Origin of the sequence: Flavobacterium sp. 123, from assembly GCF_003634825.1 — a bacterium.
Classification (GTDB): domain Bacteria; phylum Bacteroidota; class Bacteroidia; order Flavobacteriales; family Flavobacteriaceae; genus Flavobacterium.
Genome location: NZ_RBXD01000001.1, coordinates 2,651,314 through 2,666,631 on the forward strand (window position 1 = coordinate 2,651,314; position 15,318 = coordinate 2,666,631).

Sequence of the window (15,318 nt, forward strand, 5' to 3'; positions counted from 1 at the left end):
ACTTTTTTAAGCTAAAGAAAGCGCTCTTACTAAGTCTTCTTTTTTGTTTCTGCTTAAAGGTATTTTTGTAATTCCAATTTCGGCGAATTTACTATTAAAACGTTCTACCTTATCTATATTAATAATGTAGGACTTATGTACTCTGATAAATTTATCTTTCGATAAATCATTTTCAAAAGATTTCATAGTAGACAGAACCAGATTACTATCTTCTTCTGTAACTACTCTAACGTAATCTCCAAAAGCTTCAATCCATTTTATTTTAGAAGTATATACTTTTAATTTTTTAAGGTTGCTTTTGATAAAGATATGTTCCCCTTCGTCTTCTTTATTTTCATTTCTAAGAAGATGTAAATCTATTGCTCTTTTAACAGAAGCGTTAAAACGATCTAAAGCAATTGGCTTTTGCAAGTAATCAGTTGCATCGTAATCAAAAGCTTTCATAGCATATTCTGCCTTAGAAGTGATAAAGATAATTTGGGGCTTAGTTTTCAAACCATCTAAAAAATCAAAACCGCTAATTACAGGCATTTCAATATCTAAAAATATCAAGTCTACTGTATGTATTGACATACAACTTCTAGCTTCAATTGCATTAGAAAAATCACCGATTAAATGCAAGTTAGGGTGATTATTCACTAACTTTGCAATAATCATTCTCTGAATAGAACTATCGTCTACAACTACACAATTTAGTTTCATAACATTCAAGTTTAACAGTTTGGGATAGTAAAAGTACTGCTAATTTTTAATAAAAACAAACTTTATCGGTTTTTTTTGCATTTCACCGAATAAATTTGCATTTCGCTTGTGGGTTAAAAATAAATAACTACTTTTGCAGCCAATTTAACAAATACATATATATTTATGAATCATTATGAAACTGTTTTCATTTTAAATCCCGTTTTATCTGAAGTTCAGGTAAAGGAAACAGTAAGCAAATTTGAAGATTTTCTTACTAGTAGAGGAGCTGAAATGGTATCGAAAGAAGATTGGGGTCTTAAAAAAATGGCTTACGAAATTCAAAACAAAAAATCTGGTTTTTACCATTTATTCGAATTCAAAGTAGCAGGAGAAGTTCTTATTGCTTTTGAAACTGAATTTAGACGTGACGAAAGAGTTATGCGTTTCTTAACTGTAAGTCTTGACAAACATGCTATTTCTTGGGCTGAAAGAAGAAGAGCAAAACTTAAATCTCAAAAAGCTTAATTATCATGGCAACATTACAACAATCTGCTTCAGGAAAAAAAGACGGAGATATCAGATATCTTACGCCTTTGAACATAGAAACTAACAAAACTAAAAAGTATTGTCGTTTCAAAAAATCAGGTATCAAATATATTGACTATAAAGATGCTGATTTCTTATTGAAATTCGTTAATGAGCAAGGAAAAATTCTTCCTCGTCGTTTAACAGGAACTTCATTGAAATACCAAAGAAAAGTGTCAGTAGCTGTTAAAAGAGCTCGTCATTTAGCTTTAATGCCATATGTGGCTGATTTACTAAAATAATATTTAACTCAGTTGTTGGTTTTCTGAAATATGAAACCTAACTTCTATAATATAAGGACAACAACATGGAACTTATTTTAAAAAAAGATGTTCAAAATTTAGGATTTAAAGATGATGTGGTAACGGTAAAAAATGGTTACGGTCGTAACTTTTTAATCCCACAAGGTCACGCACAATTAGCTACTCCTTCTGCAAAGAAAGTATTAGCTGAAAACCTAAAACAAAGAGCACACAAAGAAGCTAAAGTAGTTAACGATGCAAAAGCATTGGCTGAAGCTTTGAAAGCTATTGAAATTAAAATCTTTGCAAAAGCAGGTGGTGAAAAATTATTCGGTTCAATCACGAATATTGATATCGCTGAAGCTTTAGCTAAAGGAGGTCAAGAAATTGATAGAAAATTCATCACTAGCGGTATCGTTAAACGTACTGGTAAATACGCTGCTAGCGTTCGTTTACATAGAGATGTAATTGTAGAATTAGCTTACGAAATCGTAGCAGAAAAATAACATTTTGTTAACTATTTGTTAATAAAATATAAAAATCACTCTTAAGAGTGATTTTTTTTTGGTTAATTTTGACGAAAATAACTAAAAACCAAATAAATGAAAAAAATTATTACTTTATTGTTTTTTGTACTAGGTCTTCATATTATGATAGGCCAAACTACAACATCAGGTATTAAGGGAATAGTGAAAAGTTCTAATAGTGAATTGCTTCCAGGAGCAACAGTATTAGCTATTCATACGCCTTCAGGAACTAAATATTCTGCATTATCAAATGCTGATGGAAGATTCAACATGTTGAATATGAGAATTGGTGGGCCGTACAAAATTGTAGTTTCATTTGTGGGGTATAAAAATCAAGAATTCAATGATGTTTATCTTGAACTAGGAAAAGCGTTTGGGTTAGACATCGTTATGCAAGATGAAAGCCAAAAGCTAGAAGAAGTAAAAGTTGTAGGCGCTAAAAACAAAGTTTTCCAAAGTGGAAGAACAGGTGCTGAAACTACTGTAGGAAGAAGAGAATTGGCAGTATTGCCAACAATCTCAAGATCAGCTGAAGATTTTACGCGTTTGGAGCCTTCTGCTAGTGGAGGATCTTTTGCAGGTAGAAATAATAAATTCAATAACTATTCGTTGAATGGGTCTGTATTTAATAACCCTTTTGGATTAGATGCTGCAACTCCTGGAGGACAAACTGGTTCTCAGCCAATTTCATTAGATGCGATTGATCAAATTCAGGTTGCTACTGCTCCTTATGATGTGACTTTATCAGGTTTTACAGGTGCTTCTGTGAATGCTGTAACTAAATCAGGTACGAATGAATTTCATGGTACTGCTTATACTTTTTACAGAAATCAAGATTTAACAGGTAATAAAGTTCATGGTGAAAAAATATTTGTTCCTTCTTTAGAGCAAACGCAAGCAGGTTTAAGTATTGGAGGTCCTATAGTTAAAGACAAATTATTTTTCTTTGCTAATTATGAAATTGACAAAAGAAGTGACTTAGGTTCAAATGTTGTTGCTAATGATGGAAATGCTACAACAGGTGTAAATGAATCTAGAGTTTTAGCTAGTGATTTAATGCATGTTTCTACGGAGTTAGGAAAGTTAGGATATAACACAGGTGCTTACCAAGGATTTACACACAATTCAGATTCTAATAAAGGAATTATCAAATTAGATTGGAATATTAATGACAATCATAAATTAGCGTTTATTTATAATTTCTTGGATGCATCCAAAGACAAACCTGCACACCCAACAGCTATTCTTCGTAGAGGACCAGATGTTAATACAATGCAGTTTGAAAATTCTGGATACCAAATAAACAATAAACTTAGCTCTTTCTTAGTAGAGTTGAACTCTAAATTTAGCGAGATTGTTACTAATAAACTACAAGCTGGTTATACTCATTTTAATGATTTTAGAAACCCGTTTTCTGCTCCAGCACCAGTTATTAGTATAACTAAGGATGGTTCTCCTTATATTATCGCAGGACATGAGCCGTTCTCAATCAATAATAAATTAGATCAAAAAGTAATTCAAATTACAGATAATTTAAATATTGTAAAAGGAAATCATACTTATACAGCTGGTTTCTCTTTTGAAAAATTCATTTTCAAAAACTCATTCAATCTTAAAGGATATGGTTTTGATGTTTTTGGATCTACTGATATGGCTGGTTTTGATGCTAATATTGAAAGTGGCTATTATGCTTCTGCAATTGCAGCAGCTCAAGCAACATATAATGCAAAAAATGCAGTACAAGATGGTGCAAATGGTGGTTGGAACTTAGCTGAAACAACTGTTGGTCAATTGGCATTTTATGTTCAAGATGAATGGAATATCAATGATAATTTCAAATTGATATATGGTTTAAGAGCTGACAAACCATTGTATTTTAATACATCAAGCTTAATACAAAAATTTATAGATACAGATAATTCAGAAGGATATGTTCCAACTATTAATTATTATAATCCAAAAGACGGAAGTACTGTAAATTTTGATTCTACAAAACTTCCAGGAAACGGATTGTTATGGTCTCCTAGAGCAGGTTTCAATTGGGATGTAAATGGAAATAAAGTAACTCAATTGCGTGGAGGAACAGGTATTTTTACTGGAAAACTACCATTTGTATGGATTGGAAATCAAGTAGGTGGTGTAGATCCATTCTTCTATGAAGTTGTTAATAATGATTTTAAATTCCCTCAAGTTTGGAGAACTAGTTTAGGTATCGACCATAAATTTGAAAACGATTATATTTTAACTGTTGATATGTCTTATAATAAAGATATAAATGCAGTTCATGTTCAAGACTGGGGATTAAAAACCCCTACAAGTCAATTAAATGGTGTGGATAATAGACCAATTTATGGTTCTAATGATTACGGTACTTGGAGCGAATATGGTTTCCCTGCTAGAGCTCATGCTTATGTATTGACTAATTCAAAAAAAGGTAGTGCATTTAATGGTTCTGTTAAAGTGCAAAAAACTTTTGATAACGGATTATTTGCTAGTTTAGCTTATAACTATTTGAAATCAAAAGATGTGAATTCTATTGAAGCAGAAATTACAGGTGATGCCTTTAATTTTAACCCAGCATTAGGAAATGTTAATAATGATGTTCTTTCTAATTCTAAATATGGAGATACACACCGTTTTATTGGTGTAGCGTCAAAAAAATGGAAATATGCAAATGATAAGTGGTCAACTACAGTTTCTACTTTCTTTGAATATGCACAAGGAGGCCGTTTCAATTACACTTACGGAGGTGATATTAATAATGATGGAGCGTCAGGAAATGATTTAATTTATATTCCAACGACTGCTGAAATCAGTTCTATGAATTTTTCTGGTTCTGGTCAAGGTGCAGCTTTTGATAAATTCATTAGCCAAGATGATTATTTGAATGGAAGAAGAGGGCAATATGCAGAACGTTATGGTGCTTTATCTCCTTGGAGAGGTAAATGGGATCTTAAATTAATGCAAGATTATAACTTCAAAATTTCATCTGCTTCTGAAAAGAAAAATACTATCCAATTTAGTATTGATGTTTTGAACATAGGGAATTTATTGAACTCAGATTGGGGATTAATTCAACAACCAATCAGCGTACAACCAATAGGTGTATCAGTTGATTCAGGAAATGTTCCAACGTATACATTCAATGGTACACAAACTAAAACGTTCAGTTATGATGCTAGTTTAGCTTCAAGATGGCAAGCACAATTTGGTATCAGATATATTTTCTAGAAAACATAAAAATATATTAAATTTGCCCTCTCATTTGAGAGGGCTTTTTTATGCGCTATTAAATTTAGAAGAGAAAAAACACCAAAAGTTAAAATTAAAATACAATAATGAAATACTCAAGATTAACTAAAGAACAGTTTGAAGAATTAAATCAGGAGTTTAGTACTTTTTTAGCCACACAAACAATTGATAAAGCAGAATGGGATACAATTAAAGCAGAACAGCCAGAAGTTGCAGAACAGGAATTGGATGTGTTTTCTGATTTGATTTGGGAAGGAGTATTAACAAAAGCAGAGTATTTAGAGCATTTTTCTAAAAATCATATCTTTCTTTTTCAGTGTTTTGACAAACATGTTCAATCGATAGTTTTAAAATCATTGGTTCCAGAAACTGATTTTTTAACCCGCGAAGGTTTACAATGGCTGAGTGACAACATGTTTACGGAAACTATTGAAATGAAAATTGGTAAAAAAGAGTTTACTGAAGAACGAAATTCATCCATTTTTGCTTTGATTCAACAAGGAGCATTTTTAAGCGATGGACAATTATACCAGCAAATAAATTCAATTATTGAATCTTAATTGTATTGGTTTTTCTTTTAAATTGGTTATTTTAGTACACTTTTTCAAAAACTAAAATAGCCAATTTTTTTTCTATGGATATTCAAGATACAATTCAAACTTTAAGGAAGGAATTAAATCAGCATAATCATAATTATTATGTATTAGATAAACCTATCATTTCCGATTTTGAATTCGATTTAAAACTAAAACAACTTCAAGATTTAGAAAATCAACATCCAGAATATTACGATGAAAATTCTCCAACACAAAGAGTGGGAGGAGCGATTACGAAAAACTTTCAGACTGTTCCTCACGAGCACAGAATGTATTCTCTTGACAATTCTTATTCTAAAGACGAATTAATTGATTGGGAAAAACGCATTCAAAAAGTTTTGGGAGAGGTTTCTTTGGAATATACTTGTGAACTGAAATATGATGGCGCGTCAATCAGTATTACCTACGAAAACGGATTGCTTAAACGTGCTGTAACTCGAGGAGATGGTTTTCAAGGGGATGATGTAACTAATAATATAAAAACGATTAAGTCAATTCCTTTAAAATTAGAAGGAAATTTTCCAGAAACTTTTGACGTTCGTGGTGAAATCATTCTCCCTTTTGCTGGTTTTGAAAAAATGAATCAGGAATTAATAGAAATTGGAGAAACACCCTATTCTAATCCTCGAAATACAGCATCAGGAAGTTTAAAATTGCAAGACAGTGCCGAAGTAGCAAAACGACCTTTGGATTGCTTGTTGTATTTTATTATTGGAAATAAATTACCTTTTAATTCTCAATTTGAAGGATTAGAATCTGCAAGAAAATGGGGCTTTAAGGTTCCTAAAGAATCAAAATTAGCCAATAGTTTAATAGATGTTTTTGAATTTATCGACTATTGGGATATTCACAGACATACACTTCCTTATGAAACGGATGGAGTTGTTATCAAAGTAAATTCTTTTCAATATCAGGAAGAACTTGGTTTTACAGCAAAATCTCCACGCTGGGCTATTGCTTATAAATTCAAATCAGAACAAGTTTCTACTACTTTGAATTCTATCTCTTATCAAGTTGGAAGAACAGGTTCTATAACTCCGGTGGCTAATTTAGAGCCAGTACAGCTAGCCGGTACCATTGTAAAACGGGCATCTTTACACAATGCAGATCAAATTGAAAAATTAGATATTCGCGTGGGAGATACTGTTTTTGTTGAAAAAGGTGGAGAAATAATTCCTAAAATTATTGCGGTTGATTTTAGTAAGCGTCCAGAGAATACAGAACCTACAAAATATATTACGCATTGTCCAGAATGCAATACGGACTTAGTGCGAAGTGAAGGTGAGGCCAATCATTATTGCCCTAATTTTTATGGTTGCCCTCCACAAATTATAGGAAGAATTCAGCATTATATTTCTAGAAAAGCGATGGATATTGAAGGTTTAGGTGGCGAAACGGTTGCTTTACTTTTCAATAATGGATTGGTTCATAATTATGCTGATTTATACGAATTGAAGGTGGAACAAATTCTTCCATTAGAAAGGATGGCTCAAAAATCAGCAGAAAATTTAGTAAACGGGGTTGAAAATTCTAAAAACATTCCTTTTGAACGTGTTCTATTTGCACTTGGAATTCGGTATGTTGGTGAAACTGTAGCTAAAAAATTAGCAAAACATTACAAAAACATAGACGCATTAAGTCAAGCAAGTATAATGGATTTAGTACTTGTAGATGAAATTGGAGAAAGAATTGCTCAAAGTGTCGTTGAGTTTTTTGAGAATCATGAAAATAGAATTATAATTGAAAGGCTAAAAATACATGGTATTCAATTTGAAATTATTGAAAAAGAAAATCCAAATGCGACTGATAAACTATTAGGAAAAACCTTTGTTGTTTCTGGTGTTTTTGAGAAATTCTCTAGAGATGAATTGAAAAAAGCTATTGAAGATAACGGCGGTAAAGTTGGAAGTTCTATTTCTGCAAAAACGGATTATGTTGTTGCAGGAGATAATATGGGACCAGCCAAATTAGAAAAAGCTAATAAGCTTAATGTAGCTATAATTTCTGAAGACGATTTTATTAAAATTTTAAATGAAAGCTAATATTCCATCATTAATTATTTATGCATTGGCAGCTGCTTCCGCATTGATCTTCAGTTTAATGGGGGATAATTTGTTGTCATTATATTCAAAGGCAATAGTGGTTTCTTCGGCTTTTATTTATTATTTCATTACAAATAATTACAAAATTGAAATAACAAAAATTATAATTTTTATACTAAGTTTTATTGGGGAAATCATTGTTTTACTTGAAAGTAAAAACGCAATTGTTATAATGATTTTTTGTTTTTTATCGGTTTATAGTATCTTGTTGAAAAATATTATTAAGGATTTTTTTAAGCTAAAAATTGATAAAAAAGATTTTACAACTATTTTAGTTTCAACTATTTTAATAATACTATTAATTGTTATGGTATTGAGTCTAAAATTAGAAAAAGTAGATTTTAGTTTTTCAATTTTTGTAGTTTATGCAATTGTTATTGCGCTTCTAAGTGTTTTATCAATAATCAGTTACATTAAACAAAACACCCCCGTTTTCTTGAACTTAGTCTTGATGGCTGGTTGTTTTTTGATTTCGGATATTTTTTATGTTCTCAATTATTTTTACCTTTCTTTAAGTGCATTGCGTGCAACAGCGGTATTGACGCAAGTTTTATCGTATTATTTTATGGTTAGGTATTTTTTAGAAAGGGATAAACTAACTTCAATTAAATAATAATTGATTTTCCAACAGCGGTATTTTGTTTGTTAGTATCAAAATAAAAATCAATTCTGCCTAAATTAATTCCGTAGCACCCCACTTGATTTATAATAACATCTTGATTATTAATGTTTTTCACGACAGTAGGTTTATCAAGAAAAGTATGTGTGTGTCCTCCAATAATTAAGTCTATATCCTGAGTAAGTTTGGCTAATTTTAAATCACATATTTTAGCTTCATCCTCATTGTATTTGTATCCTAAATGAGATAAACAAACAATTAAATCACATTTGTGCTCTTTTTTCAAAATACGAACCATTTCTTGTGCCGTTTCAACCGGATCACTGTAAACAGTTTCTTTATACATTTTTTTATCAACTAATCCGTTTAGTTCGATTCCAAGTCCAAAAACACCGACTTTTATTCCGTTTTTATCAAAGATTTTAAATGGTTTTACAAATCCATCCATAACCGTATTTTTGAAATTATAATTAGAAGAAATGAATTCGAAAGTAGCATGAGGCATTTGCGAATGTAATCCTTCAACACCATTATCAAAATCATGATTACCAATGGTAGCGGCATCGTATTGCATCATACTCATCAATTTGAACTCTAATTCACCCCCGTAATAATTGAAATAAGGAGTTCCTTGAAAAATATCACCAGCATCAAGCAATAAAACATTTGGATTTTCTTTTCGAATTGTTTCAATCAAAGCAGCTCTTCTAACAACGCCTCCCTTGTTTGGATTTCTAGGATGATCAGCTGGAAAAGGATCTATATAGCTATGAACATCATTTGTATGTAAAATAGTTAATTGCTTTATATCCGTTGATTTAAAGCTACTTAATGACAATCCAAGTCCTACTAATGCAGAACTTGCAGCTGTTTTTTCTATAAAATCTCTTCTTTTCATCTTTTATTTATTTTAATCCAATTGCCATTCTTAAGCATTAAACAATTTGGAGCTATTTCCCGCTGTCCGCTATATCTTTATGTTTTTAAAGAAAAAACATAAAGGATGTCGCTTTCATCAGGGCTAGGGCTATATCTTTATAGAGTTAGTTTTTTTTAATGAATACTTTTTTATTCAACTGTAATTCTAATGTCATTTATAACAGGAATAGTATCTACTTCATTAAAATAATCAATCAAAATGTTTCTTAGTTTATAATCTAAATCAAACTTGTGAATTCCTTTTTTGAAAAAATTCATATTGTCACCGCCATTTGATAAATAATCATTGGTTCCTACATAGTATAAAGTTTCTTTTTCAACTGGTTTTCCTTGAATAAGAATATTTTTGGCTTGATTATTTTTATCAATTGTAAAGGTCATTCCGGCTAGTGGATGTGCTTTTTTTTCTGAAATGAAATAGTTTACCAATTCAAAAATTTGTTCTCCTTTTAATACAACAACAACAAGGCTGTTTTCAAAAGGCATAATTTCAAAAGCAGTTCTAGCAGTCACATTTCCTTTTGGAAGTATAGAACGAATACCACCATTGTTAAGCAAACAGATGTCGATGTTCTTTTTCTCTCTTAAATTAAATACTTTGTTTCCTCTTTCTAGCGTAACATCTGCCATCAGATTTCCTATGGTGGTTTGCCATTTTCCAGTACTTTTGTCTAATGTTTCAGGGCAATAAGCTAAAACGCTGTCTAAATCTTTATTAATATGTTCTCGGTACGGCTTAATGAAGTTTTCAATTTGTTTGGACTGCATGCTGGAATCATTGACTTGATTCTCAGTTATAGGGATTCGCTTTCCTTCAATCTTGGTAAGGGTGTAATTTTGTTTGCTGCAAGAGCTAACAAAAAAAACTGTTAAGAATATAACAAAAAGTTTGAAAACACCGTTATACTTTTTTAGATTTACCATTTCAAATGCGACTTAATTAATTAATTTTGTAAAAGAGTAAAAGTAGTATGTTTTTAAATCATATAAAGGATTTTTTTGTAAAAAAAACATTAAAAAATCGGTTGCATAATGTTAAAATTAGTGCAAATATAAAACGTATTGAAACGGTCGGCTTACTTGTAGATGAAAGTTATTTTTTACAAAAAAATGATTTAATAGAAGAGTTAGTTGCCAACGGAATTTTAGAAGAAAACATAAAAATCATAGTTTACAGAGATAAAGTAAAAAAAAACGAGAGCTATTTACAACCTACTTTTGGAGCTAAACAACTCAATTGGAAAGGTAATATTACAGATTTAGCAGTACAAAGTTTTACGAATGAAAAGTTTGATTTATTGATTAGTTATTATGACATTGAAAAAGCAATTTTGATGCTGATAACCCATAATTCAAAAGCGGAGTTTAAAGTAGGATTTTCATCAGTTGATAAGAGATTAAACCATTTGATGATTAATACTAACGCTGAAAATTATAAGGTTTTTGCACACGAATTATTCAGATATTTAAAAATATTAAACAAAATATAATCTAAAATATGCAATCATTAATAGGAACTGGTGTTGCCCTTGTAACTCCTTTTAAAGAAGATTTTTCAATTGATACAGAAGCATTAAAAAGAATTGTTAATTTTTCAATTGACGGTGGAATTGAATATCTTGTTGTATTGGGTACAACTGCAGAGAATGCTACATTGACTCAAGACGAGAAAGAATTAGTTATTGCTACTGTGATTGAAGCAAACAATGGTAGATTACCATTAGTGTTAGGAGTAGGAGGTAACAATACAGTAAAGGTTGTAGAGGAATTAAAAACCAGAGATTTTTCTGCGTTTGATGCTATTCTTTCCGTATCTCCATATTATAATAAACCAACTCAAGAAGGAATCTACCAGCACTTTAAAGCAATTGCTGAAGCATCTCCAATCCCTGTGATTTTATATAACGTGCCAGGAAGAACAGGAAGTAATATGTTACCAGCAACGGTGTTGCGTTTAGCTAATGATTTCAAAAATGTTGTGGCAATCAAAGAAGCTGCAGGAGACTTGGTTCAAGCAATGCAACTGTTAAAAAATAAACCTAAAGATTTTATGGTAATTTCTGGAGATGATATGATTGCTTTGCCAATGATTTTAGCAGGTGGATCAGGTGTTATTTCAGTAATTGGTCAAGGTTTTCCAAAAGAATTTTCAGAAATGATTCGATTAGGGTTAAACAGAAAAGTAGATGAAGCCTTCAAAACTCAATATCTTTTAGCGGATTGTATTGACATGATTTTTGAACAAGGAAATCCTGCCGGAATCAAACAAGTGTTTCATTCATTAGGAATAACAGACAATACAGTTCGTTTACCACTTGTAAATGTAGATGCATCATTGGCAAATCGAATTGATCAATTCGTTAAGAATATCAATAAATAGGGACGAAAAACAGCCCTTTTTTTTAAGCAAAAAAATATTTTGTAGTAGCTAAATTAATAACTAAATTTGCCACCGAAACTTCGGTATGATTTTTTGTTGAATTCTGTCAGAAAATCATGAAAAAAGTAAAAAAATGAAAAAAATAATATCTTTATTACTTATTGTTGCTCTTTTTTGTTCTTGTAACGAATATCAAAAAGCATTAAAATCCGAGGACGTTGCAGTTAAATTTGATATGGGAACAAAACTTTATGATGCTGGAAAGTATGCTAAAGCAATCCGTATTTTTGAACAAATTGCACCAGCTTACAGAGGAAAACCTCAAGCTGAAAAATTGTTTTATATGTTTGCTCAGGCATATTACAAAACAGGACAATATTATTTAGCTGGATACCAGTTTGATAGTTTTGTTTCAGGATATCCTAAGAGTGAAAAAATACAAGAAGCTTCCTTTTTAGGAGCTAAAAGTTATTCAAAATTATCTCCGTCATATAGCTTAGATCAAGCTGATACGGTTAAAGCAATTGATAAGTTGCAAGCATTTATAGATAATTATCCAAATTCAGAGTTTTTAGCTGAGGCAAATGCAGCAGTTAAAATGTTGAATGAAAAAATAGAAAAAAAAGTATTTGAAAACGCAAAAGGATATAATACTATTGCGGATTATAAATCAGCATTAATTGCTTTTGATAATTTTATCATAGATTATCCAGGAACAATTTTTACAGAAGACGCATTATATTATAAATTAGATTCAGCCTATCAACTAGCAGTTAATAGTATTCCTTCAAAAATGGAAGAACGATTAGGTATTGCCAAAGTAGCTTATGCAAATTTGATTAAATTTAATGCTAATACAAAATACAAACAAAAAGCAGACGACATGTCAGCTCGAATTGAAAAAGATTTACAAAAATTTACTAAATAAATAAAGTCATGGATTTAAAAAAGACGAATGCTCCAGTAAATACAATAACATACAACAAAACTGTTATTGAAGAACCTACTGGTAATGTGTATGAAGCAATAACCATTATGGCTAAAAGAGCAAATCAAATCAATTCTGAAATTAAAAAAGAATTGACTGAAAAATTAGAAGAATTTGCTACATATAATGACAGTCTTGAAGAAGTTTTTGAAAACAAAGAACAAATTGAAGTTTCAAAATTCTATGAAAAATTGCCTAAGCCTCATGCTTTAGCAGTTCAAGAGTGGTTAGATGGTAAAATCTATCACAGAGATTCAAACAAATAATACGTTACCATGTCAGTTTTAAACGGTAAGAAAATTTTACTAGGTATTTCTGGTGGAATTGCTGCCTATAAAACGGCTTCATTGGTAAGACTCTTCATAAAAGCAGGTGCACATGTCCAAGTGATAATGACACCTGCTTCTAAGGATTTTGTAACGCCACTTACGTTATCAACCTTATCAAAAAATCCTGTATTCTCTAGTTTCTACAATCAAGACGAGGAAAACGAAAAATGGAATAATCATGTTGATCTAGCACTTTGGGCAGATTTAATGGTTATAGCTCCTGCTACTGCAAATACCTTGTCAAAAATGGCAAATGGTACTTGCGACAATCTTTTGTTAGCGGTCTATTTGTCTGCTAAATGTCCTGTTTATTTTGCTCCAGCAATGGATTTAGACATGTACAAGCATCCTTCTTCATTAGCAAGTTTCAATTCATTACAACAATACGGGAATATTATAATCCCAGCTGAAAGTGGTGAACTAGCAAGTGGCTTATCTGGCGAAGGAAGAATGGCGGAACCTGAAAACATAGTTGCTTTTTTGGAAGCTGATTTAGAGAGTAAACTTCCTCTTAAAGGAAAAAAAATATTAATTACTGCTGGTCCAACATACGAAGCAATAGATCCTGTACGTTTTATAGGAAATCATTCTTCGGGTAAAATGGGATTTGATATCGCTTTAAGTGCCGCTAATTTAGGTGCTTCAGTAATTTTAGTTTCTGGCCCTACAAATTGTAAGGCTAATAATTCGTTGGTACAAGTGATTTCAGTTGTTTCAGCTCAAGAAATGTATGATGTCTGTCATCAGTATTATGCGGGTGTTGATGTTGCAATTGCTGCCGCAGCCGTTGCTGATTATAAACCAAAGATTGTTTCTGCTCAAAAAATAAAGAAAGCAGCGGATGAATTTACAATTGAACTCGAAAAAACAAAAGATATATTGGCTTCTTTAGGAGCGAATAAAAAAAATCAATTTTTGATTGGTTTTGCTTTAGAAACTGAAAATGAAATTGAAAATGCTAAGATTAAAATTCAGAAAAAAAACTTAGATTTGATAGTCTTAAATTCTTTGCAAGATGAAGGAGCAGGCTTTGGAATTGATACAAATAAAGTTACCTTTATCGATAAGGAGTTTCATGTTGAAGAAATGGAATTAAAATCGAAGAAAGCTGTTGCTGACGATATATTAAACAAAGTAATAACGCATTTTTATGAATAAAATAATTGCTTTTTTCTTGTTTTTTGTTTGCTCTTTTTCACAAGCGCAGCAGCTAAACTGTATTGTAACAGTAAATGCACAACGTCTTCCTAATGCAAACCAACAAGTGTTTAAGACTTTGCAAACGTCTTTGAATGAGTTTGTTAATAAGACAGACTGGACGGGACAAGCTCTAAAGCAAAATGAAAAAATTAATTGTTCGATGTATATTACACTTTCATCAAATAATTCGAATCAGTTTGTAGCGACTATTCAAGTACAGTCTTCAAGACCAATTTTTAATTCTTCTTATTCTTCGCCAGTCTTAAATTTTAATGATAAAGACTTTGTTTTTAATTATACAGAGTTTGAAAATCTAATTTATAATCCTTCCGTATTTGAATCAAATTTAGTTTCTGTTATTTCTTTTTATAGTTATATAATAATAGGGATGGATGCAGATACTTTTATGCCATTAGCAGGGAATCAGTATTTTGAAACCGCTCAAAATATTGCGAATGTTGCACAACAAGGCGGTTATAAAGGATGGAGTCAAACGGATGGTAATCAAAACAGATATTTTTTAATCAATGATTTGTTATCTCCAACTTTCAATGAAATAAGAAATACATCTTTGAATTATCATGCGGGATTGGATGTAATGAATCAAGATCTTAAATCAGCCAAAGAAAAAATAAAAGACGCGTTACTTAATCTTAATAAAGTAAATTCCTCTCGACCGAATGCTTTTTTAACCCGTGTTTTTTTTGATGCTAAATCAGACGAAATTGTATCTGTTTTTTCTGGAGGTCCAACAATTTCAATTACCGATTTAGTTGAAAGTATGAATAAAATTTCCCCTTTGAACTCCAGTAAATGGGGGTTAATTAAATATTAATTGATTTAAAAATCATCAAGTAATTCTAGTTGCTTATTTC

Annotated in this window: 16 protein-coding genes; 13 read left to right on the plus strand and 3 right to left on the minus strand. The window is 31.1% G+C overall.

Features of this window, described 5'->3' with window-relative positions; all coding sequences use genetic code 11:
- Nucleotides 1-6: 6 nt before the first annotated feature.
- A complete protein-coding gene (locus C8C88_RS11655) occupies nucleotides 7-702 on the minus strand; it encodes a LytTR family DNA-binding domain-containing protein (RefSeq protein ID WP_121338290.1) in 696 nt (231 codons plus the stop codon).
- A gap of 165 nt (nucleotides 703-867) precedes the next feature.
- Between C8C88_RS11655 and rpsF the strand changes: the two genes are divergently transcribed.
- From rpsF to C8C88_RS11690, 7 genes are all read left to right on the plus strand, one after another.
- Nucleotides 868-1,209, plus strand: a complete 342-nt coding sequence (gene rpsF / locus C8C88_RS11660; protein ID WP_103806287.1) for a 30S ribosomal protein S6 — start codon at nucleotides 868-870, stop codon at nucleotides 1,207-1,209.
- A 5-nt stretch (nucleotides 1,210-1,214) separates the two neighbouring features.
- A complete protein-coding gene (gene rpsR, locus C8C88_RS11665) occupies nucleotides 1,215-1,511 on the plus strand; it encodes a 30S ribosomal protein S18 (protein WP_007138295.1) in 297 nt (98 codons plus the stop codon).
- Between the two features lie 65 nt (nucleotides 1,512-1,576).
- Nucleotides 1,577-2,017 carry a 50S ribosomal protein L9 gene (rplI, locus tag C8C88_RS11670; protein ID WP_121338291.1) on the plus strand — a complete coding sequence of 147 codons (441 nt, stop codon included), beginning with the start codon at nucleotides 1,577-1,579 and terminating at the stop codon, nucleotides 2,015-2,017.
- 96 nt (nucleotides 2,018-2,113) lie between these two features.
- Nucleotides 2,114-5,269, plus strand: a complete 3,156-nt coding sequence (locus C8C88_RS11675; RefSeq protein WP_121338292.1) for a carboxypeptidase regulatory-like domain-containing protein — start codon at nucleotides 2,114-2,116, stop codon at nucleotides 5,267-5,269.
- Between the two features lie 107 nt (nucleotides 5,270-5,376).
- Nucleotides 5,377-5,850 (plus strand): DUF6495 family protein, encoded by a 474-nt coding sequence (locus tag C8C88_RS11680; protein WP_121338293.1) that lies wholly within the window; start codon nucleotides 5,377-5,379, stop codon nucleotides 5,848-5,850.
- Nucleotides 5,851-5,924: 74 nt separating this feature from the next.
- Nucleotides 5,925-7,928 (plus strand): NAD-dependent DNA ligase LigA, encoded by a 2,004-nt coding sequence (gene ligA, locus C8C88_RS11685; RefSeq protein WP_121338294.1) that lies wholly within the window; start codon nucleotides 5,925-5,927, stop codon nucleotides 7,926-7,928.
- A complete protein-coding gene (locus tag C8C88_RS11690) occupies nucleotides 7,918-8,601 on the plus strand; it encodes a hypothetical protein (protein ID WP_121338295.1) in 684 nt (227 codons plus the stop codon). The genes ligA and C8C88_RS11690 overlap by 11 nt, the downstream gene beginning before the upstream one ends.
- Here C8C88_RS11690 and C8C88_RS11695 read toward each other — a convergent pair.
- Both C8C88_RS11695 and C8C88_RS11700 read right to left on the minus strand, forming a co-directional pair.
- Nucleotides 8,594-9,505, minus strand: a complete 912-nt coding sequence (locus C8C88_RS11695; RefSeq protein WP_121338296.1) for a bifunctional UDP-sugar hydrolase/5'-nucleotidase — start codon at nucleotides 9,503-9,505, stop codon at nucleotides 8,594-8,596. The genes C8C88_RS11690 and C8C88_RS11695 overlap by 8 nt on opposite strands.
- Before the next feature lie 170 nt (nucleotides 9,506-9,675).
- Complete coding sequence (locus tag C8C88_RS11700) at nucleotides 9,676-10,470, minus strand: 5'-nucleotidase C-terminal domain-containing protein (protein ID WP_121338297.1); 795 nt, start codon at nucleotides 10,468-10,470, stop codon at nucleotides 9,676-9,678.
- A 101-nt stretch (nucleotides 10,471-10,571) separates the two neighbouring features.
- Between C8C88_RS11700 and C8C88_RS11705 the strand changes: the two genes are divergently transcribed.
- From C8C88_RS11705 to C8C88_RS11730, 6 genes are all read left to right on the plus strand, one after another.
- On the plus strand, nucleotides 10,572-11,036 hold the full coding sequence (locus tag C8C88_RS11705; protein ID WP_370453799.1) for a hypothetical protein: 465 nt from the start codon (nucleotides 10,572-10,574) through the stop codon (nucleotides 11,034-11,036).
- An 8-nt stretch (nucleotides 11,037-11,044) separates the two neighbouring features.
- Nucleotides 11,045-11,926: a 4-hydroxy-tetrahydrodipicolinate synthase gene (gene dapA, locus C8C88_RS11710; RefSeq protein WP_121338299.1), complete on the plus strand. Its 882-nt coding sequence runs from the start codon at nucleotides 11,045-11,047 to the stop codon at nucleotides 11,924-11,926.
- Nucleotides 11,927-12,059: 133 nt separating this feature from the next.
- Nucleotides 12,060-12,854, plus strand: coding sequence for an outer membrane protein assembly factor BamD (locus tag C8C88_RS11715; protein WP_121338300.1), 795 nt, complete (start codon nucleotides 12,060-12,062; stop codon nucleotides 12,852-12,854).
- A gap of 8 nt (nucleotides 12,855-12,862) precedes the next feature.
- A complete protein-coding gene (locus C8C88_RS11720; RefSeq protein WP_026709525.1) occupies nucleotides 12,863-13,180 on the plus strand; it encodes a DNA-directed RNA polymerase subunit omega in 318 nt (105 codons plus the stop codon).
- A gap of 9 nt (nucleotides 13,181-13,189) precedes the next feature.
- Nucleotides 13,190-14,401, plus strand: a complete 1,212-nt coding sequence (gene coaBC, locus C8C88_RS11725; protein WP_121338301.1) for a bifunctional phosphopantothenoylcysteine decarboxylase/phosphopantothenate--cysteine ligase CoaBC — start codon at nucleotides 13,190-13,192, stop codon at nucleotides 14,399-14,401.
- Nucleotides 14,394-15,278 carry a DUF4835 family protein gene (locus C8C88_RS11730; RefSeq protein ID WP_121338302.1) on the plus strand — a complete coding sequence of 295 codons (885 nt, stop codon included), beginning with the start codon at nucleotides 14,394-14,396 and terminating at the stop codon, nucleotides 15,276-15,278. The genes coaBC and C8C88_RS11730 overlap by 8 nt, the downstream gene beginning before the upstream one ends.
- The last annotated feature ends 40 nt before the right edge of the window (nucleotides 15,279-15,318 follow it).